At 66.4% G+C, this 22,617-nt stretch carries 32 protein-coding genes and 1 pseudogene; 25 read left to right on the forward strand and 8 right to left on the reverse strand.

Going from position 1 to position 22,617, the window contains the following annotated elements:
- The first annotated feature begins 2 nt into the window (after positions 1-2).
- The 4 genes from DJ019_RS02025 to DJ019_RS02040 are packed head-to-tail and all read left to right on the forward strand — an operon-like array spanning position 3 to position 1,548.
- On the forward strand, positions 3-446 hold the full coding sequence (locus tag DJ019_RS02025; protein ID WP_111274306.1) for an Ntn hydrolase family protein: 444 nt from the start codon (positions 3-5) through the stop codon (positions 444-446).
- A 3-nt stretch (positions 447-449) separates the two neighbouring features.
- Positions 450-983: a DnaT-like ssDNA-binding protein gene (locus tag DJ019_RS02030; protein WP_111274307.1), complete on the forward strand. Its 534-nt coding sequence runs from the start codon at positions 450-452 to the stop codon at positions 981-983.
- Positions 983-1,339: a hypothetical protein gene (locus tag DJ019_RS02035; RefSeq protein ID WP_111274308.1), complete on the forward strand. Its 357-nt coding sequence runs from the start codon at positions 983-985 to the stop codon at positions 1,337-1,339. The genes DJ019_RS02030 and DJ019_RS02035 overlap by 1 nt, the downstream gene beginning before the upstream one ends.
- The gene (locus tag DJ019_RS02040) at positions 1,336-1,548 is read left to right on the forward strand and encodes a hypothetical protein (protein ID WP_133255226.1); all 213 of its coding nucleotides are present in this window, start codon (positions 1,336-1,338) and stop codon (positions 1,546-1,548) included. The genes DJ019_RS02035 and DJ019_RS02040 overlap by 4 nt, the downstream gene beginning before the upstream one ends.
- Here DJ019_RS02040 and DJ019_RS02045 read toward each other — a convergent pair.
- Entirely contained in the window at positions 1,523-1,762 is a 240-nt protein-coding gene (locus tag DJ019_RS02045) for a hypothetical protein (RefSeq protein ID WP_111274310.1), read from the reverse strand. The genes DJ019_RS02040 and DJ019_RS02045 overlap by 26 nt on opposite strands.
- A gap of 1,063 nt (positions 1,763-2,825) precedes the next feature.
- On the opposite strand from DJ019_RS02045, the gene DJ019_RS02050 reads away from it, so the two are divergent.
- The 13 genes and pseudogenes from DJ019_RS02050 (at position 2,826) to DJ019_RS02110 (ending at position 15,864) form a co-directional block, all read left to right on the forward strand.
- Positions 2,826-3,854: a phage minor head protein gene (locus DJ019_RS02050; protein WP_111274311.1), complete on the forward strand. Its 1,029-nt coding sequence runs from the start codon at positions 2,826-2,828 to the stop codon at positions 3,852-3,854.
- A 3-nt stretch (positions 3,855-3,857) separates the two neighbouring features.
- Complete coding sequence (locus DJ019_RS02055; RefSeq protein WP_111274312.1) at positions 3,858-4,304, forward strand: HK97 gp10 family phage protein; 447 nt, start codon at positions 3,858-3,860, stop codon at positions 4,302-4,304.
- On the forward strand, positions 4,301-4,714 hold the full coding sequence (locus DJ019_RS02060; protein WP_111274313.1) for a phage tail terminator-like protein: 414 nt from the start codon (positions 4,301-4,303) through the stop codon (positions 4,712-4,714). The genes DJ019_RS02055 and DJ019_RS02060 overlap by 4 nt, the downstream gene beginning before the upstream one ends.
- A 63-nt stretch (positions 4,715-4,777) precedes the next feature.
- The gene (locus DJ019_RS02065) at positions 4,778-5,263 is read left to right on the forward strand and encodes a phage tail tube protein (protein ID WP_111274314.1); all 486 of its coding nucleotides are present in this window, start codon (positions 4,778-4,780) and stop codon (positions 5,261-5,263) included.
- Between the two features lie 81 nt (positions 5,264-5,344).
- Positions 5,345-5,752: a hypothetical protein gene (locus DJ019_RS02070; protein WP_111274315.1), complete on the forward strand. Its 408-nt coding sequence runs from the start codon at positions 5,345-5,347 to the stop codon at positions 5,750-5,752.
- 71 nt (positions 5,753-5,823) lie between these two features.
- Positions 5,824-6,144: pseudogene (locus DJ019_RS02075) on the forward strand (phage tail assembly chaperone); the annotation flags it as partial.
- Positions 6,145-6,268: 124 nt separating this feature from the next.
- Positions 6,269-6,532 carry a hypothetical protein gene (locus DJ019_RS02080; protein WP_133255227.1) on the forward strand — a complete coding sequence of 88 codons (264 nt, stop codon included), beginning with the start codon at positions 6,269-6,271 and terminating at the stop codon, positions 6,530-6,532.
- 80 nt (positions 6,533-6,612) lie between these two features.
- The gene (locus DJ019_RS02085) at positions 6,613-9,990 is read left to right on the forward strand and encodes a phage tail length tape measure family protein (protein ID WP_111274318.1); all 3,378 of its coding nucleotides are present in this window, start codon (positions 6,613-6,615) and stop codon (positions 9,988-9,990) included.
- Positions 9,990-11,090: a hypothetical protein gene (locus tag DJ019_RS02090; protein ID WP_111274319.1), complete on the forward strand. Its 1,101-nt coding sequence runs from the start codon at positions 9,990-9,992 to the stop codon at positions 11,088-11,090. The genes DJ019_RS02085 and DJ019_RS02090 overlap by 1 nt, the downstream gene beginning before the upstream one ends.
- A gap of 2 nt (positions 11,091-11,092) precedes the next feature.
- Complete coding sequence (locus DJ019_RS02095; protein WP_111274320.1) at positions 11,093-11,989, forward strand: hypothetical protein; 897 nt, start codon at positions 11,093-11,095, stop codon at positions 11,987-11,989.
- Positions 11,989-12,663, forward strand: coding sequence for a hypothetical protein (locus DJ019_RS02100; protein WP_111274321.1), 675 nt, complete (start codon positions 11,989-11,991; stop codon positions 12,661-12,663). Before DJ019_RS02095 ends, DJ019_RS02100 begins: the two co-directional genes overlap by 1 nt.
- The gene (locus DJ019_RS02105) at positions 12,660-12,914 is read left to right on the forward strand and encodes a hypothetical protein (protein WP_111274322.1); all 255 of its coding nucleotides are present in this window, start codon (positions 12,660-12,662) and stop codon (positions 12,912-12,914) included. The genes DJ019_RS02100 and DJ019_RS02105 overlap by 4 nt, the downstream gene beginning before the upstream one ends.
- Positions 12,915-13,074: 160 nt before the next feature.
- A complete protein-coding gene (locus tag DJ019_RS02110; protein WP_165843858.1) occupies positions 13,075-15,864 on the forward strand; it encodes an Ig domain-containing protein in 2,790 nt (929 codons plus the stop codon).
- Here the strand turns inward: DJ019_RS02110 and DJ019_RS20845 are convergent.
- Positions 15,849-16,013, reverse strand: coding sequence for a hypothetical protein (locus tag DJ019_RS20845; RefSeq protein ID WP_165843859.1), 165 nt, complete (start codon positions 16,011-16,013; stop codon positions 15,849-15,851). The two genes, DJ019_RS02110 and DJ019_RS20845, sit on opposite strands and share 16 nt — an antisense overlap.
- 143 nt (positions 16,014-16,156) lie before the next feature.
- Between DJ019_RS20845 and DJ019_RS02115 the strand changes: the two genes are divergently transcribed.
- The 8 genes from DJ019_RS02115 (at position 16,157) to DJ019_RS20850 (ending at position 20,093) form a co-directional block, all read left to right on the forward strand.
- Complete coding sequence (locus DJ019_RS02115) at positions 16,157-17,191, forward strand: right-handed parallel beta-helix repeat-containing protein (protein ID WP_111274324.1); 1,035 nt, start codon at positions 16,157-16,159, stop codon at positions 17,189-17,191.
- A gap of 182 nt (positions 17,192-17,373) precedes the next feature.
- Positions 17,374-17,589: a hypothetical protein gene (locus DJ019_RS02120; protein ID WP_111274325.1), complete on the forward strand. Its 216-nt coding sequence runs from the start codon at positions 17,374-17,376 to the stop codon at positions 17,587-17,589.
- A gap of 44 nt (positions 17,590-17,633) precedes the next feature.
- A complete protein-coding gene (locus DJ019_RS02125) occupies positions 17,634-18,092 on the forward strand; it encodes a hypothetical protein (RefSeq protein WP_111274326.1) in 459 nt (152 codons plus the stop codon).
- A 68-nt stretch (positions 18,093-18,160) separates the two neighbouring features.
- Positions 18,161-18,508, forward strand: a complete 348-nt coding sequence (locus tag DJ019_RS02130; protein ID WP_111274327.1) for a hypothetical protein — start codon at positions 18,161-18,163, stop codon at positions 18,506-18,508.
- Entirely contained in the window at positions 18,505-18,804 is a 300-nt protein-coding gene (locus DJ019_RS02135) for a hypothetical protein (RefSeq protein ID WP_111274328.1), read from the forward strand. The genes DJ019_RS02130 and DJ019_RS02135 overlap by 4 nt, the downstream gene beginning before the upstream one ends.
- Entirely contained in the window at positions 18,801-19,538 is a 738-nt protein-coding gene (locus tag DJ019_RS02140; RefSeq protein ID WP_205854066.1) for a glycoside hydrolase family 19 protein, read from the forward strand. Before DJ019_RS02135 ends, DJ019_RS02140 begins: the two co-directional genes overlap by 4 nt.
- A complete protein-coding gene (locus tag DJ019_RS02145; protein ID WP_111274330.1) occupies positions 19,535-19,921 on the forward strand; it encodes a hypothetical protein in 387 nt (128 codons plus the stop codon). The genes DJ019_RS02140 and DJ019_RS02145 overlap by 4 nt, the downstream gene beginning before the upstream one ends.
- A gap of 25 nt (positions 19,922-19,946) precedes the next feature.
- Complete coding sequence (locus tag DJ019_RS20850) at positions 19,947-20,093, forward strand: hypothetical protein (protein ID WP_165843860.1); 147 nt, start codon at positions 19,947-19,949, stop codon at positions 20,091-20,093.
- Positions 20,094-20,731: 638 nt separating this feature from the next.
- Here the strand turns inward: DJ019_RS20850 and DJ019_RS20855 are convergent.
- The 6 genes from DJ019_RS20855 to DJ019_RS02170 all read right to left on the reverse strand — a co-directional run bounded on the left by DJ019_RS20855 (position 20,732) and on the right by DJ019_RS02170 (position 22,582).
- Positions 20,732-20,896: a hypothetical protein gene (locus DJ019_RS20855; protein WP_165843861.1), complete on the reverse strand. Its 165-nt coding sequence runs from the start codon at positions 20,894-20,896 to the stop codon at positions 20,732-20,734.
- A 74-nt stretch (positions 20,897-20,970) separates the two neighbouring features.
- A complete protein-coding gene (locus DJ019_RS02155) occupies positions 20,971-21,156 on the reverse strand; it encodes a hypothetical protein (RefSeq protein ID WP_111274332.1) in 186 nt (61 codons plus the stop codon).
- Positions 21,157-21,219: 63 nt separating this feature from the next.
- Positions 21,220-21,516, reverse strand: a complete 297-nt coding sequence (locus tag DJ019_RS02160; protein WP_111274333.1) for a hypothetical protein — start codon at positions 21,514-21,516, stop codon at positions 21,220-21,222.
- Positions 21,513-21,758, reverse strand: a complete 246-nt coding sequence (locus DJ019_RS02165) for a hypothetical protein (protein ID WP_111274334.1) — start codon at positions 21,756-21,758, stop codon at positions 21,513-21,515. The genes DJ019_RS02160 and DJ019_RS02165 overlap by 4 nt, the downstream gene beginning before the upstream one ends.
- Positions 21,759-21,987: 229 nt before the next feature.
- Complete coding sequence (locus DJ019_RS21505; protein ID WP_276309959.1) at positions 21,988-22,119, reverse strand: hypothetical protein; 132 nt, start codon at positions 22,117-22,119, stop codon at positions 21,988-21,990.
- A 91-nt stretch (positions 22,120-22,210) separates the two neighbouring features.
- On the reverse strand, positions 22,211-22,582 hold the full coding sequence (locus tag DJ019_RS02170; RefSeq protein ID WP_111274335.1) for a GIY-YIG nuclease family protein: 372 nt from the start codon (positions 22,580-22,582) through the stop codon (positions 22,211-22,213).
- Between the last annotated feature and the right edge of the window lie 35 nt (positions 22,583-22,617).

Here is a 22,617-nt window from a genome sequence, read left to right on the forward strand (position 1 = left end):
GCGTGACCACAATCGCCTATCGGGATGGGGTGTTGGCGTCCGACAGCCGGGCCTACAGCGGCGACAAGACGCCGATCGGGTCAAAGCAGAAAATCCACCGGCTAGCCGATGGCACGCTACTAGGTGTCAGCACGGCCAGCATAGGCGGCGACGCCCTCGTACGCCGATGGGTCGAGGCGGGTTGCCCGGCGGCGAGAAACGACGACCTGAAGCCCGATAGCTTCACTGCGCTGATGGTGCGGGCGAACGGTGACGTGTTCTACGCCAACAACAACCTCGAATGGACTGGCCCGCTCGATGTACCGTTCATCGCGGCCGGAAGCGGGGAGCACTATGCTCTCGGCGCCATGGCTATGGGTGCATCGGCCGAGCGGGCGGTCGAGGTGGCCTGTGAACTAGACGTGTGGTCGGCGCATCCGATCCGCACCCTGCGGCTTGAGGGCTGACGCATGACGCTCACGGTAGAGGACGGAACGGGCCTCGCTGCGGCCGACGCCTTCGTGAGCGTCTCGGACTGCGACATCTTCTGCACCAGCCACGGCCTGACGGACTGGACCGACGCCACGTCGGACCCTGACGCAGATGAGGCTGCCATCCGCCGGGCGACGGCGTGGCTGTCGACGGCGTTTCGCTGGAGCGGGACCAAGCTCAACGGCCGATCGCAGGCCCTGGCGTGGCCTCGCGAGGACGCGACCGACGGCGAGGGTGACGACATCGCCTCTGACGAGGTTCCTGTCGAGATCGTCCAAGCGACCTGCATCGCGGCGGCCTACGAGCGCGCCAACCCTGGCGGCCTTGCCCCCTCGGTGACGATGACCGACCGCGTGAAGCGGGAGCGGGTCGGGTCGCTGGAAGTCGAATACGCCACGGCGGCGCAGACCCCGGAATCGGCCCGGCCGGTGCTGACACGGGTCATGGACCTGATCGGGGGCCTCACGGATGGGGCGAGCGCCTCCTACGTCGGGCGCGCGGTGCGCGGCTGATGCCGACCTTCGACTACACCAAGAGCCGGGCAACTGCCGACCGCCTCATCGCGAAGTTCGGCCAGACGGGCGCCATCCGGCGGCCGACGGCAACGGGCCCGGACTACAACCCGACCATCACCACGGCGGACCATTCGGCCACGTTCGCGGTGATGGAGTACGAGAGCAACGAGATCGATGGCTCCCGCATCCTGGCGACCGACAAGAAGGTTCTGCTGAAGGCAGGAAGCCTCGCCGTGACGCCAAACACGACGGACAAGCTGGTGGTCGGGGGCATCGAGCACAGCATCGTCCGGGTGGAGCCTCTGGCGCCGGGTGGCGTCGTGGTCATGTTCCAACTACAGTGCCGCCGGTGATCGAGCAGAACCCCCGCAAGGCCCTGCTGTTGGCCACGGCAGCCTGGACGCAGCTCCACGGACTGACGCAGGCCTATCAGGCGGCGGTCATGCGAGGGGACCAGCGCGGGGCCGAAGCCATTCGCCAACAGGCCCACGCCTTGCTCGACAGTAACCTCGACCTCAACGCCGAAGCCGCGACGATCACGCGGGCGATGCTGGGCGGCTGAGGCTCAAGTTCTCCTGTTCCGCGGTAGATGAAAGGAAGGGGATGTTCGGCGCCTCGCCGCGCAAGGCGTGATACGCGATCTGCACCTTGGCCGAGGAAATGATCTTCCCGGCTGTGTTGTTGATTTCGACCGCTTCGCGCGCCTCCATGGTTCCGTTCTTGAGACCATTGAAGACCTCAATGAGGTCATTGCGAATGTCAGCGATGGTGGTCATCCAGATCTCCGTTTATTCAACTCTCTAGCGAGGTGATTTCGCGCCTCGGCGGCGGCCTTCACAGCTCGAACGCCCGATTGGATCCGCTCGACGGCGACGCGGCACTTGGCGCAACTTGGGTTGTTCGCGGCCTTGACAACCCAAGACAGCGTCGGACTGTCGCGGCGGCCCAACATGCTCAGGGGACTTGAAAGGAAAGAGCCGCGCAGATCGTCCGACGGTCCCCATGTTCCGCAGCCACCGCAGGGCAAAACGCGGGTAAACGGTGCCGCCCAAGAGACGACCTTCATTTCGGGGGTGAACTGCCAGTATCGGACGTTGTCGCTGTATCGCGGCGGATAGAAGTGCCCATGCCGATGAAAGTAGACGCTGTCGCGCAAGCCCTTACGTAGCGAGAGGCGCTTTAGCGTGATCGGATGGGCAACATCGTCCGTCCAGTCGACCCAACGAGGGCCAGCGGGGGCCACGAAACGACGATTGTCCCAGGGGCGGGGCGAGACCCCCGCTATCCACCGACGGCGCGTTTCATCCTTTCGCCAGTTCAAATCGGCATAGCGCTCCCATTCTAGGGGTGTTGCGAGATCGAATTGGCGCCGTGCCTCAGTTTCACGGGGGGATAGAAGTGGCAACGAGGGAGTCGGGGGAAGCTTCGGTAAGAGGGACAGGCGATAGCGCTCGGCCTCGTCCCGCGTGTCGAATACGCGCCGAGCATTTTGCGTCCAGCGACCAGCCACGGCCCATCTGCCGCGGGGACGCGGTCGCACTACGTACTCGGTCGGGTCAATCTTGGCGCTCAAGACCCCGCCCCGCTCGCTTGCCTACGACCGTTCAACCACGCGTCGACGGCGGACTGGTCCCAGACGCGCGTATTCGCTGACAGGTAGAAGCCTGCTGGAAAACCTTCGCGGTCAACCAGCCGCTTCAACTGGGGCCAGCTTTTCACGATACCGGCGGCCTTCAGGTCGGCAAATCGCAGGAGCCGTGAGATTGATTGAGAGTCTGTCGGCATTAGCGGAATTTAGCTTAGAGGTAGGCCGTAAGTCAATGGGTCGAGGCGGCTGAAGTGCCCCGCAAACCGACGCAGGCCCAGGTCTATGACGACCTGTTGACCCGCTATGGCCTGGAGGTGGCGGACGCGTTCGAGCGCGCTGTGGCCGACATCGCCACGGCGGCCGAGTTGCAGCGCCTCGCCGCTGCCATCGAGACGGGGAACCTTGAGGCTGTCGTTGCGGCCCTGAACCTGGAGCAGGCGGCCTACAGCCCGCTCCTCGAAGCCATCCGCACCGCCTACGCCACGAGCGGGGCGACCGCGGCGTCATACTTCCCGGCCCGTCTGGTGGCCCGGTTTGACGTTCGCAACCCCCGCGCCGAGCGGTGGCTGGCGGAACAGTCCTCGAGGCTCGTGCGCGAGATCATCGCGGATCAGCGCGTCGCCCTGCGTCAGGCCCTCACGGCCGGCATGGAGCGCGGCGCTGGGCCGAAGACGGTCGCGCTGGAGATCGTCGGCCGAGTGAACAAGGCCACGGGCCAGCGCGAGGGCGGTATCCTCGGCCTGACCAGCCAGCAGGAGGGCTATGCGCGGGCGGCGCGGGCCGAGCTGGAGAGCGGCGACCCGGCGCAGCTTAGGGCCTACCTAGACCGCAAACGACGCGACAAGCGCTTCGACCGGACCATCCGCAAGGCACTGGCCGAGGAAACCCCGGTTCCGGCCGAGACGATCCGCAAGGCCGAGGCAGCCTATAGGACGCGGCTCTTGCAACTTCGGGGGCAGATGATCGGCCGGACGGAGAGTCTGACGGCGCTCCGGGCCGCCAAGCACGAGACCTATCGCCAGGCCGTCGACAAGGGCCAGATCACCGAGTCCGCAATCACCCGCATCTGGCGGGACAGTTCGGACCTTCGGGTGCGCCACTCGCACGCAGTTCTCGACGGCAAGAAGGTCCAAGGCCTGAGTGAGCCGTTCCGCAGCCCTGTGACGGGCGCCTTGATGCTCTACCCGGGCGACCGGAGCTTTGGGGCTCCGGCCTCCGAACTGATCGGATGTCGATGCGACGAGGAAATCCGCATCGACTTCTTCGCTGAGGTGGTCTGATCGGTGGCCCGCTCGTTCTCGGCTGTGGTGTCGGCGAAGGTGGCCGCCCGCAAGGATCTGATGCGCGCCGTGTTCAAGTCGAGCGTGCAAGGCGTGGCCGCCATCGCCCAGACGCCGGGCCCCTCCAAGGCCAACCCAGGCGGGGGGAGGGGCGGACACCTGCCGATCGACACCGGGTTTCTGCGAGCATCCTTCACGGCGACGCTCACGCCCGCGCTGCCGGCCGCAATGCCGCGGCCCGATGGAGAGGCGAGCTACAGCTACGACGCTACGGCGGTGAACCTCGTGATCGCGGGGGCCGACCTCGGCGACACCATCACCCTGGCCTATACGGCCAACTACGCCCGGTTCGTTCACCGGAACTATCAGTGGGTCACCCTGGCGGCCCAGCAATGGCCCCAGGTGGTCGCTCGCAACGCCGCAGAGGCTGAGAGGAGGTTCCGGCTGTGAGCAAGGCCTCCGAAATCCCCGCGGCGCTCCTGGCCCGGTTGTCCAGCTTGGCCATAGGCTCGCCGCCCCTGCCCATCGCCTACCCGGACATTCCCTTCGACCCGGCTACACAGTCGCTCGCCGGCAAGTACCTGCAGGCCGGATACTTCCGAAACACGCCGGCCTTTGAGGGGCTATCGAGCGGGGTTCTCGATCAAGGCGTGCTGGTGGTCAGCGTGGTCTTCCCCAAGGACAGCGGCGTGATCGCGGTCAACGCAGCCGCGCAAGCGGTCGCCGACCACTTCCCCAAGGCGAGCGCGCTCAAGAACGGCTCGACGCGGGTCAAGATCAGTAAGGAGCCGGTGATCGGATCGCCGCTCCAGGAAGGCGACAAGACCATCGTCGCCGTGACGATCTCGTGGGTCTCCTGACCCTCTGAGGACTGCCCTTAGCCGAGATGGGCGCCGGCTTTTTCACAATAGAAGGAGCCAGCCATGGCCTACTCTTCGAGCGAAGGCGCGAAGTTCTACTACTGCGCCACCGCGAACCCGACCGCGGACACGGTGTCGGAATATGCCGCCCTGACGTGGGTCGAACTGACCGGCGTCGAGACGATCAGCGAGTTCGGCGACAGTGCCCAGCTCGTGACCTTCAACCTTCTCGCCGAGGGGCGCGTCCGCAAGCTGAAGGGTTCCAAGGACGCCGGCGACATCACCGTCGCGTGCGTCCACGACCCTCTCGCCGCCAGCCAGGCCGCCATGAAGGGCTTCGCCGGGACGAAGTTCAACTACGCCTTCAAGGCCCTGCTCGCGGACGGTGCGGACAGCAACGACACGGACTCGGTGTTCTACTTCACCGGCAAGGTGATGAGCGCGCCGCTGAACATCGGCGGGGCCAACGACCCGACCCGCCGCAACTACAACATCGCCATCGACACCGAGGTCCTGGAGGACATCGGCGAGGCGGTCTCGGGCGGCTAAGCCGACCCTCACAGAACAAAGAACCTTCCCCACCAACTTTAAGGGCCAGTCGCGCTGGCCTGCTTTTTCGGAGCAACCCCCATGGCGGACCTCGCCACGATCGCAGCCTACAATCCCGACGAAGCCTCGACGCTGGAACTGCGGGGCATCGACGGCGCCCAACTCTTCAACGAAGACGAAGGGCGGACCCCGATGACCATCTCCCTCCTCGGGGAAGACAGCGACGTCGCCGTGAAGGCCCGCAACAGCCAGACGAACCGCCGGATCCAGCAGGGCCCGCGCGCCAAGCTTACGGCCGAGGGGCTGAACTCTGATGGCGCCGCCTACCTCGCCAAGCTGACGGTGGGCTGGAACATCACCATGGGCGGAGAGAAGGCCGAGTTCAGCCAGGAGGCTGCGCTCAAGCTCTACTCGAACCCGAAGCTCGCTTTCATCCGCGAACAGGTCGCCGCGTTCGTGGAGGACCGCGCCAATTTTTTGCGGGCCTAGTCGAGGAACTCGTCACCTTCGCGGGAGCGGTCAGCCTCAAGAAGAAGCCCGACCCGCTTCCGCCCTTCCCGGAGGAGCTTGAAGCCCTCTGGGGCGTGTTCCTCAAGCTGTCGTCCCGGCGCACCGCTGGGATGGCGGCTAACCCCATCACCTTCGCGGATATCGAGGCCTTTCAGCGTCTGACCCTGACCGACCTGTCGGCTTGGGAGGTGGACGTGATCTGCCAACTCGACGACGCGGTTATGTCGGCTTGGGCCGGCGAGGTGAAGAAGGCCAAGCCCAAGGCGGACGCTCCTGCGGCGATTCCTGTGAGCGACACGAAGAGCATGAAGGCGATGTTCCGGGGCCTTGCAGCCCGGAAGCGGTTGGCGGCCGAGCAAAAGCAGGGCTAGGTTGCGAATCATGCGTTGGTTGGCGGCTCTTGTGATCTTGGCGGCGCCGGCGGCTTCGGCCCAACCGGCGCCAGAGATCGTCAGTAAGGCCGCCGCGAAGGCTCGATCCGAGCTTGAGGCGCGCTTGCTGGACTATCCCAGCGCGCGGTTCGCGGACGTCAAGGCTCACGTGGCAGATGGCGGCAAGGCCGTCCTGTTCTGCGGCAAGGTGAACGCGAAGAACCGCTCCGGCGGCTATGTCGGGTGGGAAGGCTTCGCGGCCTTTGTCACTGACAGCGCAACCGTCACCGCCGGCGCATCCGACGCACCCATGACCGCCATCTACTGCAGCGAGCCGATCGGCTCTCCTGTCCCAGGCGACTTCTCGGCCGCTATGGCCCACCGCTAGACCACCCGACAACCTACGCCCCCTGACGCACCGCTGACCAGCGGGCGCCGGCGCTTGTCCACACATCAGAGGAGCAGACCATGGCCGACGTCGCCGACCTGATCATGCGCGCCTCTGTTCCGGGAGGCAAAGAGGCCGAAGCCACTCTCGACAGCATCGCCACTAGCGCCGACCGGGCCAGCGCCGCCGCCGACAACTACGGCGCCGGCACGCAGCGCATGGCGAAGCAGATGCAGGCGGCGAACGCGGCGCTCAAGGCGCAGGACGTGGCGCTTCAGGCTCACGCCCGCGCCGCCGGCCTCTCCCGCCACGCCCTGCTCAACCTCGGCTATCAGGTGCAGGACATCGGCGTTTCCCTCGCCAGCGGCGCCAATCCCTTCATGGTGATGGCGCAGCAGGGCTCGCAGATCGCTCAGATCTACGGCGGGTCGGGCGTCGGCGTCGGCGCGGCCCTGCGCCAACTCCTCGGCATTCTCGGCAAGTTCGCCCCCATGGGGCTTGCCATTGGCGCGGTGGCTGGCGCCTTCGCCCTGTTCGAGCGCGAGGTCGACAAGAGCACGAAGGGCGCGACGACCTGGGGCCAGACCTTCCAGGCGACGATCAACGTCGTCGGGAAGATGATCAAGGACGGCCCGATCGGCGACGCGCTGAAGTGGCTGGCCGGGTTCTTCGGTGCGACCTTCGACGCGATCCTCGACGGGGTCATGTGGTTCGTCGACAAGATGGTCGGCCACTTCGGCGCGGCCTTCACCCTGATCGTGAAGAACTGGCAGCGCCTACCCGAGGTGTTCGGCGTCATCGCCCAAGGAGCCGCGAACATCACGATCCAGGCTGTCGAGGGCCTGATCAACAAGGTGATCGAGGGCCTTAACTACATCCTCAAGAAGGTCGGCAAGGAAGCGATCGGCTTCGTCGACCTGCCGGAGATCAAGCTCGCGAACGCTAAGCTGGCCGCGGAGTACAAGCAGCTCGCGACGACCATCGAGGGCAACTTCCGCAAGAGTCGCGAGGGCTTGTTCGGCAAGATCGTCGCTGAGACGGAGCGTCTGGCGGCAGCCCAGAAGAAGGGGGCGAAGGCGGCCAAGGAGAACGCCGCGGCGCAGGATGAAGTCGCCAAAGCGCTCGAAAAGGAACTCGAGGCGCTGAGGAACTACTCGGACGCCATCGACCGCGCCGGCATCGACGCCGAGACGCTGAAGATCGTTGAGGCGCAGACCATGGCCGCGCGCGCCATGGCGCTGATGACGAAGGAGGGCGACGCGCTGGCCGCGAAGTTCCTCGAGTACGCCTACGCGCTGGAACAGTCCAAGGACCAGCAGAAGGCCTGGAACCCGCAGATCGAGAAGTCGATCACGGCGACGGACAAGTTCGCGGACCAACTGGAGACTGCCAGGGAACGCGCCGAGCGGCTGGCTGAGGCCTTCGGCCGGGTCCAGTTCTCCCTTCGCGACATGCTCCGCTCGATGACGAGCGGGGACATAGGTTCGTTCATCCTGAACATTCAGGACCTGATCGGCGGTGTCGGGTCGCTTCTGAAGCAGGGCCCTGCCGGCATCGCCTCCCTTGGAGCAATGGCCGCCAACGCCATTGGCGGAAAGGCGGGCCGGGCAATCGGCGGCGGCCTGGGCATTGCGGCGGGGGGCCTGGGCCTGGGAGCCTTCGCGGCGAGTGGCGCGGGCGCGGCGGCCCTGGGAACGCTTGGCTTGGGCGCGGGGGCGATCAGCGGCATCGCGGCGCTTGCCGGCCCCATCGGCCTAGCCGCGGGCGCCCTCTACGCCGCAGCGAAGCTGTTCAACCTCGGCGGCAAGCCGACGAACGCTGGCGCGGGCTACGATCTGCGTACCGGCGCGATCAGCGGGAACAAGCGCACATCAGAGACGGAGGACGCCGCGCGCTCGGCCGGTGAAGCCATTCAAGGCATTCAGGACGCGCTCAAGGCCGCCGGCATCGGCCTGACCGACGCGGTGACCGGCCTCGTGATTGGGACGCGCGATCAGACGCAGATCTACCTGCAGAGCGGCCAGACGCTACGCTCTGCGGTGGGCGACAGCGGCGCGGCGGTCGATACCGCCATGCGCGCCCTGCTTTCCTCGGCGACGTTTGTTTCCGAGGCGCAGAAGGCGCTTGTGGATAGTGCGCTCGCCGCCGGAAAGGGCTTCGACGCCATCGCGGAAATCCTGGCGAAGTACGAGGCCGCACAGGGCATCGCAAAGTCGCTCGACGACGAAATCCTGCGCCTTACGGACGCCAAGGCCTACGATCTCAAGGCGGTGCGTGACGCCATCGAGGAACAGCGCAAGGCAGCACAGCAGCTCGCCGCCGACGGATATCTCACCGCCGATCAGCTTGCGGTCATCACGACCAAGCTCGCGACGTTGGAGGGCCTGCAACTCGACGAAGTGCTGAAGCGGTACGGTCAAGCCGTGAACGACGCCACGCAGGCGACGCAGGCCAGCATCGAGGCGGCTACCGGCGCCACGGAGAGCGCCCGATCCGCTCTGGTAGAGGCCTACAACCGCGAAGCCGACGCCCTGCGAGAGACGATCGACCGCTTCACCGAACTCGCTGACAGCATGAAGGACTTCAAGGCCGAACTCACGACGGGTTCGCTCGCCGGCCTGAACCCCTTCGCACAATACCGGGCATCGGCCCAGGCCTTCACGAGCGCTCGCAATGCCCTGGCCGCGAACCCGGGCGACGCCGCGGCCTACGGCGCGCTGCAGACCGCCTCTCGGCAGTTCCTGGAGGCGTCAAAGGCCATCGCGCCGAACTCGGCCATGTACGACCGGGACCTCGCCGCAGTGCGCGCCGCCACGGAACAGGCCGAGACCTACGCCCGCGCCCAGGTCGGCACGGCTGAGGCCCAGCTTGCCCAGCTCACCGCCACCGTGGGCCAGCTCGCGCAACTCAATGCCGGCGTGGTGACGGTCGCCCAGGCCATCGCGAACCTGCAGAACGCCCTGATCGTTGAGCGCCAGCTCGGCGTGACCCCCACGGCGAACGACAACTTCGACGTCAACCGCTACCTCGCGAACGGCCCCGACCTCGCTCAGAACTGGATGGAAGGCGGGGTCCTTCGCCAGTACGGCTCCACCCTCCAGGAAGCCGCCGCCGTCCACTACAGGCTGCAGGGCATGCCTGAGATCGCCGCCGGCCTGCGCAAGTACGCCGACGGCGGGATGCACCCCGGCGGCCTGCGGCTGGTCGGCGAGCGCGGCCCGGAACTCGAGGTCACCGGCCCGGCCCGCTACTTCAGCGCCGAGGACACTCAAGCGATGCTTGGTGGGGGCGGGGACACCGCCGACGTCGTGGCTGAGTTGCGCCAGGTCCGCGCTGAGATCGCCGAGGTTCGGCGCTCTTCTGACCGCACCGCTCTAGAGCTGCAGAAGATGGCCGGAAGCGGGCTCTACGTCCGCGGCCGGTCTCCCGATGACCCCGTGACCACTGAGGCCGCCTGATGACGTCCGCCGGCGTGATGAGGGTGATCGAGTCCCTCAACCCCATCGGCGCGACCGAAGAGGTGTTCTTCTCGGTCACGGAAGCCATGCTCACGGCAACGAACGTGCCGGAGACGAAGCCGGCCGCCTACAACGGCGCGACCACCTACGCCGACGGCGACCTGGTGAGCGTGTCGGCCAGCGGCAACGCCTTCGACGTCTATGAGAGCCTGCAGGCCGGCAACACTGGGAACACCCCGGCAAGCTCGCCGACGTTCTGGAAACTGCTGGCGCGAACCTACGGCGTCTATGCCGCCGGTACCTATGCGCTCGGCGATCGGGTCATCGACGCGACCACACACCTCCAGTACGTCAGCCTGGAGGCCAGCAACACCGCAGCCCCGACCGACACGGCGAAGTGGCGCCTAGAAGGCCCGACCAACCGCTGGCGGCTGTTCGACCTGAAGCGCAATCAGGTCACGACCGTCGCCTCGCCGCTGATCGTGGAGATCACCCCGGGCAAGCGGGTCGACGCGATAGGCCTCACCGGCCTGGTGGCCGATGAAATCACCATCGAAGTGATCGTCGGTGGGCACGTCATGGAGACGTTCACCGACAGCCTGTCGACCCGCAACACCACCACGTGGTCGCAGTATTTCTTCGGCGAGTTCACCTACAAGAGCCGCTATTCGCGCTTCGATCTGCCGCCGTACTCCAGCGCGACCGTCCGCATCACCTTGGAGCGCGCGAGCGGCGACGTCTCCTGCGGCCGGATGGTGCTCAACAAGCACGTGTTCCTCGGCGAGGTCGAAGCCGAAGCCGATGACGACGCCCTGAACTTCTCCTCGGTGACGCGCGAGTTCGACGGGACAACAACGCTCGTTCCACGCCGTTCAGCGCCGACCGTGGCCTGCAGGGTGTGGTGCGACAAGGACAACGTGCCCGCGGCCCGCGCCCTCCGGGACCGCTTGCCGGCCACTCCCGCCTTCTGGAGCGGCCTGACCGACACCGACAGCGGTTACTACGACAGCGTGACCATCCTCGGGTTCTACACCCGGTTCAGGATCGGCCTCGACCACCCCGACAACGCTCCCATTGACCTCGAAATCGAGGAGGCCTGACCGTGCCGACGGCTCCGACCCCTATTGCGGCCCTGCCGACGCCAGTCCCGACGACTGCGGATCCGGCCAACTTCGACACCCGAGCCGACGCCCTTCTTGAGGCGATGCCCGACATGGTGACGGAGATGAACTCCGTTGCTGATGTCACCTATGACAACGCCGTCGAGGCAGCGGCCTCGGCCGCAGAAGTCGCCGGCCAGGCCGCAGTCGCCGCCGATGCGGCGGGCCTTGTCGGACGCAGCACGACGACGCTGACGGTCGGGGCGGGAACCAAAGCGGTCACGCTCACGTCTGCGAAGGCGTCGCTTATGACGGCTGGGCGGCAGGTGGTTATCTCGCTGCTGTCGGACCCTTCGATCCGCATGATCGGGGTGATCGCGGCGAGCCCGGCGCCGACGTCGACGACGGCTTCGGTGACGGTGACGAGTGGCGGCGTCTTCGGATCTGGCTCTTATTCGAGCTGGCAGATCATGGACGCAAACTTCTTCTCGCCATCGGCCACAGCGGCAGAGGTGTGGGAGGGGACCAGCGAGGTCGCGCCGATGACGCCCAAGGCGCTGATGGACTCCATGGCGCCGGTCACCGTCAGTTATGCCTCGACGCTGGCGCTGGACATGGATGCCGGCTGGTACCGCCGCTGTTCGGCGGTGTCGGCGTCTTTCACGCTCGGGGTGTTCACCAACGCCAAGGCGGGCCAGCCGTTCGTGCTCGACCTCGTGAATAGCGCCGGCTCCGTCGTGCTGGCCGTCAACGCGGTGTGGGACTTCGCAGACGGGCTTCTTGGCGTGCTGAACCCGGACAACGGGGCAAAGAACAAAATCGCCGGCATCATTGATGAGGTCGACGGCAGCGGAAACGTGACGCGGGGGACGCTTCACGTGATCCCCGGGCTGGCCTGATGCTCCCGCAATTGCTGGCGACCCTGCTGCTTATGCGGCGGCGGGGGCTGGAGTTCATGGCGTCAGCGCAAACCGCGCCGAGCGCCTCGGCGGGGTCGGTCGTAAAGCCGACTGGTGTTGCGGTCGATGAGCTCGCATTTGTCTGGGCGCAGGATTGCGACGCCGCCACGGTTCTATCCACATCGGGTGGCGACGCGTGGTCAGGGCAGGACGTGTTCGCGGCGACGACGAACAATCGATACGCGAAACTGTTCTGGAAGACCCTCAACACCACGGATGTCGAAAACGACTGGCTTCTCGATAGGCCGGCGCGCGATGGCGTCAGAAGCCTTCGCTACCAGGTAAGCGGGCCTTGCGCGGTTTCCGTTAGGGCGACCGCCGTGCCGCTCGGCGGCGAGACATCCATGATCCTCGCCGGGTTCTCTCGTTCGCCTGGCCACTACGGCGCCCTGGCGTTTGTAGGGGTAGCCGGCAGCACGGGTGCGGCCGGGATCGTCATTCCGGCCGGCTTTACAGAGCGCAGGCGCGACATTGGGTCCGGCATCGAAGAGACCTACGCGAGCATCGTCTGCGACACCCTCGGCAGCTACGTCGACGGCGCGGCCGTCAGCTTCACCAACTGCAATGCGAGCGCCGCGGAGTGCGGCATCCTTGTGGAGGTCACCGGCACATGAGTTTCGCCTTCAAGCCGCCCGGCGGCGACTGGATCGAGATCAGCGAGGCGGGGACGCTACTGCCAGGCGGCGGCGAGAACGGCGAGGACGTGCGCTTGTCGCAGGCCTTCGTTCTCAGCCTCTCGGCCCCTCAGCGTCTCGCCCGCGGCTTCTACGAGGTCGGCGAGACCGCCGCGCCGGAAGGGGCCGTCGGCTGGACGATTGGCGACGACGACGGGCTGCCCGTTCGCGTCTGGACTGTGCCGGAGTAACGAAAACATGGTCCGCCGCTTCAGCCTTGGCCTTGGCATCATTCCAGCGCGAGCCCGGCCGGTCCCGACCGCGCCGCCAGTCAATACCGTCCTGCCTTCCATTACGGGAGTCCTGACGCAGGGCCAGACGCTCACGGCCGACCCGGGGAGCTGGACTGGCTTGCCGTCTGGGGCGTTCTCGTACCAATGGCAGCGCAGCGGCTCCAATATCTCCGGCGCCACGAACTCGACCTATGTGGCGCAATCTGCCGACGTGTCGGCCGGCGCCAACGCGATCACCGTCGAGGTCACCGCGACCAACGACCTCGGCTCGACCACGGCGGAATCGGCCGGCGTCACGATCGCCGCGCCGCTTTCGATCAGCGGGACGCCGGGCGGGGCGAATGTCGGCGCGGCCTACAGCTTCACGCCCTCCAGCGCCGGCGGCCACACGCCCAAGACCTACGCGCTCACCGGCACGCTTCCCGAGGGCCTGTCCTTCAACACCTCGACGGGCGCGATCACCGGCACGCCAGTAAGCTCGGGCACGGCGAGCGGGCTGAACATCACCGTCACGGATGCGGACGGGCTTACGGCGAGCCTGGGGACGTTCAGCATCGTGGTCAGCGCCGGTTCCACGGCGGACATCGACAGCTTCACCATCGTCGGCGCCACGGCGCTGGACCCGGTGAACGTCGGCGGAACCGACTACGGGATCGACGGCCACGGCATCCTTGCCGAAGTCGTGACGGATGAACTGACGGGCACGCCGCTGGGCTCCTCGTTCTCCGTCCGCGTGCGGAACCCCGGCTTCAAGAACGGGGTGGCGGCCGACCGGGACACCGTCTTCAAGGGCGTCGGCCTCCTGCCGAAACAGGCGACGAGCGCGACCTACGTCAACACCCCGCACACCGAGACGCCGTCCGCCGGCAAGCTCAAGTTCTGGGTAGTCCTGCACTACGACCCGGACGGCACCAACGCCCTGGCCGCCGATGGCGTGGACGTCTGCCGCTACGTCGATCAGATCTTCTCTGCCACCGAGATCGTGTCGGTCACGGTTGAGGAGGGCTGGTACTCGACGGCCGGCGGCGGCGACGTCAGCTCTGGCGTGATCACGAACTCCTCGACGCTCGACATCGACACCCCGCCCATCGAGGTGAAGACGCTCAATCTGGAGCGCGACGTCAACGAGGGCTCGACCCGCACCTTCCGGGCCAAGGTCTCGCACCTGTACGGCCAGAGCGGGCGCATGTTCGACGTGGTCAAGGTGCGCGGGCGCGACGCCAGCAACAATTACACCGCCTATACGACGGTGAGCGCGACCACGGCCTATGATCCCGTGGGCGATGGCCTGACCTACACCGAGATCGTCGAGGCGACCTACTCGACCACGGGCCTGAATGACGGCGTGATGTGCCGGGACGAGTACCTGGCCTATCCGCTGATCGGCACGGCGCCGCTGGACAGCACGACGCTGGAGAGCGACCCGAAGGACACCCGCTATCCGCAGGAGTACCGCAACATCCGCTCGACGGCCTGGCAGCGGGTCTATGCCGTGGTGGAAAGCGGGGCGGCGGGGCCGGGCACGGCGAGCACGACGCTGGCGACGGCGGAGGCCGACCCGTTCCCCTCCTGGCACGCGGCCTACAACGCCATTCAGGCCGCGAACAACACCGCCAACGGCTCGAACACCTGCGACAGCGGCGTGATCTACGCGCGCAACACGACGGGATCGCCGATCACGCTGGACAAGGCGGGAAACTTCACCGGCGTCATCGGGTCCGCCTGTTGCGAGATCAAGCCGCACCCGAGCAACACCGCCGACCTGATCTTCGGCATGGCGGCGGCGGCGCACACCTTCCCGACGCGCGTGATCTGGCGCGACATGAAGTGGGTGCGGACGGGGACGGCGGGCGCCTTCACGCCGGGCCAATCGCAGGCCGGGAACGAGCTTACGGTGTTCCAGTCCGAGGGCTGCACGATCAACCACGACACCACGTCGGGCACGCTGCCGTGGTTCGATGACGACTGGGCGCGGGCCAACCTCATCGGCTACACGTTCTCGTCCAACACCACGCCCGGAGCGGCGACGTCTGGCCTCGGTGCAGCCTCGACCAAGGCCTATCACGCTCGCCTGGCCTGTGGCGTGCGCAACACCACGACCACCAGCCTGCGCGTCGTCGCCTACACCTTCCTTTGCGCCAAGGGTTCGTTCAACTTCTTCGCCAAGGGCAGCGGCCAGCCCGCCCGTGAGGGGATGCTTCTCGGGTCCACGATCCTTACCGCCACGGCGGCGGCGCAAGGCATCGCCTCGGATGGCGCGACGGAGTTCCCAGTGGACGGCCGCGGCTTCCACTACGAACAGAGCGTCATGGAATATTCCGTTGACGACATCTTCTTCAACATCGGCGCGTCCAGCACCAACCCGGCCGACAACGGGATCATCACCTACTTCGGCCACCCGCAGAGCGCCACAGGCGGGAGCACAACGCCCACCGCAACCACGAACGTCGCCTATTGCGACGTGAGCGGGCTGAAGGGCGTCAAGCGCCACATTCGGATGCAGCTTTCCGGCGTCGCCCGCTACGCGATCAAGACGTGCTGGTTTGAGTACGTCGCCGAGGGCGCCGGCCGCGTGAGCAACTGGAAGTCCTGGCTCAAGGCCGGATGGGCGTTCAACGCCCTGATGTACGGCCGCGATCCTGGCTCCGAGGGTGTCGCGGGTTCCGGTGCGCAACCGGAGTGGGCTGGCTTCTGCGCGGGCCCTGGCGAGATCTTCGGCGACGGCGATCCGACCTTCACGGACAACAACCAGGGCCTCACTGGCGGCGGCGGAACCTACACCCTGTCTGGCTCAAGCCAGCCGCTCGCGACCGTCCCCACGGGCCACCAGAAATACACCTACGACCTGGCCGGCAATACCCGCCGTACGGACGGCACCGGCTACGCTTGGCCTTACGAGGGACCGTGATCGCCGGCCATCGCCGACAGGGCAGCGATCAGCATTCCAACGACGATGGCCAGCAAGCCCAGCGCGGCGCCTGTCGTCCATAGGCTGATGCCGCCGCCGACCACGAGCAAGAGACCGACGGTAACGCCGGCCGCGCGGGTGACGGTCACTAGATGTCGCAGTCCTGGGTTTCGCGCAGCCCGTCGCGGATGGCGCGGACGTACCCCCGGATCGCGTTGATGAGCAAGTCGATCATGCCGGCATTTGCCGCCCAAGCGGCGCAGGCGTCAACCCGATACCAGCGTGAGGCGAAATGAAAACCCTGCAACTCGCCCCCGGCGAGCATCGGCTCGCAAACCTGACCGACACGGTGATCGACGGCGCGGAAGTGTCGAAGATCAAGCTGGTCGGGTGCCGGAACGTCCGCGTCGAGAACCTTCGCCTCCAGCTCGTCGCCACGGCGAGCACCGTCACCCACGTCAACGCGGTTGAGATCGACCAATGCGAGGGCGTGACCTTTTCCGGTGGCAACATCACGGGCGCGTGCCGGCCGGGCGAGACCAAGCCCATCGGCCGGGGCATGATGATCAACCGCAGCCGGGGGATCACGGTTGAAGACCTGTCGATCGACGGCGTCGGCAAGGGGATCGTCCTCAGCCGGGTCGAGGATCTGATCCTCCGTCGCCTGGACATCGGTCACTTCACGCAGTCCGGCGTGGTCGGCGGCGTCGAGCTGATCAACCTCCTGATGGAAGGGTGCCGCATCCACGATAGCGCCGACGTGATCGGCGACGCGGTGCACGCGGATCTGTTCCACATCTGGAGCGCGCCGACCAATACGCTGGTGGGCGCGGTTCGCCCGTCCAGCAACATCGTCCTCCGCGGCAACCTGCTGGACATGGGGCAGGGGACGCCGATCATCGCCATCCTGATCGACGACAACCGCACCGGCATCGGCTTCGACAACTTCCGAGCCGAGGACAACGTGATCATCAGCGCCCACCCGGTGGCGGTCGGGCTGGAGAACGTGCGCTCTGGCGCGCTGCTGCGGAACCTGCTGCTCCAGGGCGCGCCGACCGACCGACGCTCGGCGCCCGACTTCACCCTCGACCGCTGCGGCGTTCTGGACGTGCGCGGCAACACCGCTGCCGACCGGCACGGGGCCTTCACCCTCTACCCCGACAACGTGACCCTGCCTGAGGGCGTGCGGCCGGCTGAGGAACTGGAGGCGGCCCGCAAGGCCTGGGCGGAGAAGTGGCGTGGGCCACCCGAGCCGCCTCCCCCGCTGACGCTGGAGGACCGCGTGGCGGCCCTAGAAGCCCGCGTCGCGAGGCTTGAAGCCCGATAGTTCGGCGCGAGCCGGGGGTGCGACCCCGACCCGCGCCCGGCCCCCGTGTCTTGCGCCGCAGAAGCCGGCTGACGCCAGCGGTCGAAGCGTGAGCTCACGTGGCCTTTCGCAACCCTTAACGAAGGGAGGCGGCTTGCGACCCTCGATGACCGCCCGTGTACCTAACAGACTGGAGTCGACCGATGACCGATGACGAACTCGCTGACGCCCTGGCGCCGCTGATCAGGGAGGCGCACGAGCGCATCGATGCCAGCGGAGCCTTGCCGGTGCGGATCAAGCGTAAGGCCGCGTTCGCTCACGCCCTCCTCGAGGAGGTGCTGACCTTCGTGAAGGGTGAGGGGATCGTCTCCCCCATGTCGGGTGGCGATCCGAAACCCGAAGATCCGAACGGCCCGTAACTACCGTGTCAGAGACCGGCCAACTCATAGTGTGGAGTATCGCCGTGGTGATCCCGTTCGGCCTGAGTTGGGCCACCCGGCGTCTCGACGCCCAGGTGATGGCGACGATGCTCCTGATCGGCTGGTGTTTCGGCCGCATCATGGGCGTCTTCCTGTCCCCGCCGCAGTCGATGCAGCTATATCCGCTCATCGATCTGTGCTTCGGCGTGTTCGCGTTCCTGTCATGGCGACGCGATCCGCGCCTATGGAAACTTGGGCTGGTCGGTCTCCTACTCGCGCAATCGGCAGGCCATGCCGCGTTCTGGCTCGCCTACGGCGACACTTTGCCCCCACGGGAGGCCTACGCGGTCATAATTCGCTACATGGTCGCGAATAACGCTATATTCGCGGCGCAGTTGCTACTTGTCGCATGGGCAGGGGGTGTCGATGACCTGGCAAGGGGTCTTCTCTCTCTTCTGTCTCGTGTGTTTCGGATGGGCCGTAACGTCGGGGCTCCCCAATGAGCGGGGAAGGAAGCGCCCCTCGCCGCCGCAAGACGACTGATACCGCGCCCTCACATCAGGATATCCTTATGCGCCTTGAGGCGCTGGTTGAGCGGTTCGACAAGTCGGAGGCCGACCGCGCCAACTTCCGAATTGAGCAGGCGATCACGCAGCAGCGCATGACGCAGGGCCTCGCGGACCTGTTTCAGAAGGTCGAAGACCTTGAGGTCAAGCTTGGAGAGGAGCCGGACAGCGACGGCAACGGCGGCCGTGGCCTGATCGGCGACCTTCGCAAAGTCTCTCGCGACGTCCGGGCCCTGATGGACCTGAGGCTGCAGGTTGTGGGGGCAGTGGGCGCCCTGGTCCTCACCGGGACCTTGCTCGTGCTTGGCGCGACGAAGTGGATCGAAGGCATTGTGAAGGGGGCCAGCACATGAAGACGCCTCAGTTCCTCGTGTCCTTGGCGCTGGTGGCTCTGTTCGCCTTCGCCTACTTCTCGAACCCGGCCGATGAGATGATGAAGGGCGCCATGATCGCGGCCTTCGCCGCGGCCTACACGTTCTGGCTGGGGTCATCGTCTGGATCCAAGGCCAGCGGCGACGTGGTGCGGCAGATCGCGACCCAGCCGACCGTCACGGCCACAGGCGACAAGCCAACGATCATCGCACCGGCGGCTGTGCCGGAACCGGAGGATGACGGCGAACTCCCGCAAGACCAGCGTGTGAGGCTGTGAGCGAGGCCCTAGACCACCTCCGAGCGGCAGAGGACGCGCTGGCGCGGCTGCGGGCTGCGCTGGAGGCGGCATCCGCCTCGCCCGGCCCAGTGACGCCGCCTGAGCCGCAAAGCCCGCCCACGGCCAGGAATTTCGACCCCGCTGCGTTCTTCAACGCCCTGCGCTCCAGCAAGGCGCTAGGTCCCACGCTCTCGCCGGATGAGGTTTCAGGCTGCGAAGCCATTCTCGCCGCGTGCGAGGGCCTGCCGATCGCCTGGGCGGCTTACCCGCTGGCGACAGCAATTGTCGAGACGGCCGGGACCATGCAGCCGATCAAGGAATACGGCGGACGGGCCTACTTCCGCCGCATGTACGACATCGAGGGCGACCGGCCAGCGAAGGCGCGGGAGCTGGGGAACCTGACGCCGGGCGACGGGTCGCGGTTCTGCGGCCGAGGCTACGTCCAGCTCACCGGGCGCGCGAACTACGACAAGGCCGGGCGAGAACTCGGCCTTCCGCTGGTCGACGATCCCGACCTAGCCCTTCAGCCCGCCGTCGCCGCGAAGATCATGCGCCGCGGGATGCTTGAGGGGTGGTTCACTGGCAAGCGGCTCGACACCTATCTCCCGGCCGAGGCGAGCCACGTGCAATTCAGGAACGCTCGGCGGATCATCAACGGCTTGGACCGGGCAGACGAGATCGCGACCTACGCGATGGAGTTTCAGGGCGCACTTCGCGCTGGAGGTTGGAAATGATCCCTCTCGCCATCCCCGCCGCACTCTCCGGCGCGAAGACGCTCGCCCGCTCCTGGTGGAAGGCCGGGCTGGGCGCCGTCGTTGGCGCGGCTCTCGCGCTCCCGGTGGGCCAGTGCCAGGGGGCCAGCGCTGAACGGGCGCGCCAGGCCGCGCGCGAGGCCGACGCAGCCCTCAGGGAAGCGGTGAAGGACGCCGCGATTAAGGAGCGGCTCGCCGCCGACCGTCTCGAGAACACCCTGACCATCCATCAGCAATCGAAGGAGAGGACCGATGCGATCCAAGCGGGGCCTGATGACCATGTGTCTGCTGCTCAGCGCCGGCTTAACTGTCAGCGCCTGCGAGACGCCGGCTTCTCGGAAGCCAAGTTGGCCGGACGCTGCTGATCTGCAGGTCGAGCCGAAGCCGGCCATGTCGGTCGATATCCTCAGCAGCGACATCGCGTCGGCCAAGCTGAACGAGAGCATCGAGACCCAGCGCGACACCCTCGCCGGCCGGCTTGAGCGTGTCTGCCAATGGTTCAAGGCTAAGGGGATGCCCAACGCGCCATGCAAGTGAGGAAGCCGGCGGGCCCACGCACTCGACCCACGGGTTGAGGCTCGTGCCTCCCCGATAGACACCGCTTCGGCGCTGAACTGGCCCCCGGCTTCGGCTGGGGGCCTTTTGCCGTTCTAGGCCGCTGTAGCGGGGTGTGGGTGAACAAGAACCCCAAAGGCTACCCAGCAAAGGGCTCTACCCGTGGCCCGCTTCCGCCTGGACGTTCCGATCCAGTGCCGTTGTGGTGGCCCGTCGCGTTCGTTGCGACCTGCCTTGGCTTATGGGCTTTGGCGAGTGGTTTGGGTGGTGGGTAGCTGCGGCGGCCTTTCGGCAACCTGCCGTCAGTGCTCTTTGCTAGCGGCGCTCGCTTTGATTCCATCTCCTGCCCAGCCTAAGCCGGAGCGGCGCGTATCGCAGGGAGTCTTTACGGGTTCCTGTGGCGTCAATTCGTCCGCGCCGCAGCTCTCAGGAGTCTACGCTATCCGAGGCGGGAGGCAAGGGGGAGCTATAGAAACGGTCAAGTTCCGGCTCATGCGTTTTGCCGGCTCGCCAGTTGTCAATGCGCCGCGACCATGCGCTCTCGCACCTTTCACACCGCCGCTCGTAGTAGTGTAGCTCTTCTGGCGTTAGCGGTGTCGCGCAGTCTTCACACGCGCAGCTCACCGCCCCTCCTCCTGCACCTCTGCCACCAGGGCGTCTATGGCGGCGGCCCAGCGACGTGAATTGATGTGATGCTCGGTCGGGTGATCGGCGGCCTCTTCGGCTTCGGACCACGCCTCGCGCATCCCCTCACTCGGCTCCCTCACCGCCCCCAGCACAGCCAACACCACCTCCCGAGCTTCAGCGGGAGAGAGGTAGGCGAAACGGGGGAGGGAGCGCACGGCGGCGATGGGGGAGGTCATTGGTCGGCCCCAATCTCCCGGGCCGCACCGGTTACTTCCCAATCACACATCTCGGCGCCGTTCATTCCGTCGTCGTAGAATGCGGCTCGCTGAGCCTTCACAACCGCAGCAGCGGCACTGTCGGCTTGCACTGTGACCGTCGTCCTGAACGTGATGGTCATGGGCACTTCGTAGTCCTTCATCCTACTGCTCCTTCAGCATTGGGGCGAAACGGGGGAGGGCGCGGACTGCGGCGATGGGGGAGGTCATTGGGTTTCCCTTGCCTTCGAGTGCAGCATCCTGACTGCCTCACGCGCGGCCGTCACGCATCTGCGGTGGGCGATGTAGTGGCCCGCCTGTTCGGGAGGCACGCTGCCCTCTGCGATGACGGCAAGCACCTTCCCCGCCTCCGCTAGTAGTTCCTCCTGACGGGCGAGGGCTTCGGCGGCGCGGCGGACGATGGCCGGGCGACGAGCACGAGCGAGATCGCTTTCCATAGGGTGCTGACTGACGCAAAATTCCAGCAGCTCCGCGATCAGTTGGGCGATGGGGGTGGTGGTCATCGGTAGGCCATCCATTTCGTGAGCGTGTTTCGTGCCCGCGCCTGCCAGTCAGAGAGATCGGTGTCGTACTGGTCGAGGACCCAAAGCGCAGGCGTCAGGCAGCGGGTGCCCTCCTGGCCTTCCGGCGTACCGACAGCGACGGCTCTGCTCACGTCGTCGTCCAGCTTTTTGGCCCTGACGCACAGGTCAAGGCCCTCGGAAAGCAGCTCGGCGAGTTCTTCTTCAGTCGGCTTTAGGCCCATCACCTCGTCTCTCCGTTGGCGCGAGAGACAGCATCGTCCGTCAAGCACCAGTAGATATCGTTGACGGCGCTGTAGCCGGAATGGCGTCTGACAAGGCTGCGGCGCTCAAGGCGAAACAAGAGCTTGCGAGCGTCTGCCGTGGCCCATCCTAGACGCTGCGCGATCTTCCATGTGCGTGCTCCACCAGAGATCGCGAGGTGCGTCATGACTGCAACTTCATGAGGCTCCATCACCCCACCTCCCCGATCTTCGCCTTGACGATGGCGTCCGTCCGCCGGTTGTAGGCCTCGGCGAGCAACTTCGCGGCGCTGTGCAGACCGACCGCCACGATGACCGATCCCAGAATGATGGCGCCGCCCATTATCGCGCCCCACCCTCAAGGCGCGGCAAGAGCGCTGCGAGTTCGTCCTTCATCCTTCACCACCCTAGCTCATTGCGCCCCGGATGGGGGCTCAGATCCAATCCCACGCGCCCTCGATGTCAGGCGGCGGGTCGTCGGAGTAGGCTGTCCACACTCGGTTGCCGTGAGCGTCGAAGGCGCTCTCAATCAGAAACGCTTCGATCTCGCTCGTGTAGGAGAACCACTCGGAGCGAATGCGGTGCTCGCCGAACTCGGCATGCAGATGCTGCTCCAGCTTTCGCGGGCGCGGATGCGGGATCACGGCCAGCAAGACCAGGTCGTGCATCGCTCCCGTCTGAAGCTCGCGAAGCCGCGTGCGAGGGCTCTTTGCGGAGCCGATTTTCACCGCCTTGGCGCCTTCGGCGGAAATGAAGTAGACGAACCCCGCTGGTTTTTCGGTCGTCTCGTAAGTCATTGAGTCCATTTGGGCCGTTCCGAAGCGGTTTAACCGGCAAGCTA

Origin of the sequence: Phenylobacterium kunshanense (assembly GCF_003254525.1) — a bacterium.
Taxonomy (GTDB): Bacteria; Pseudomonadota; Alphaproteobacteria; order Caulobacterales; family Caulobacteraceae; genus Phenylobacterium; species Phenylobacterium kunshanense.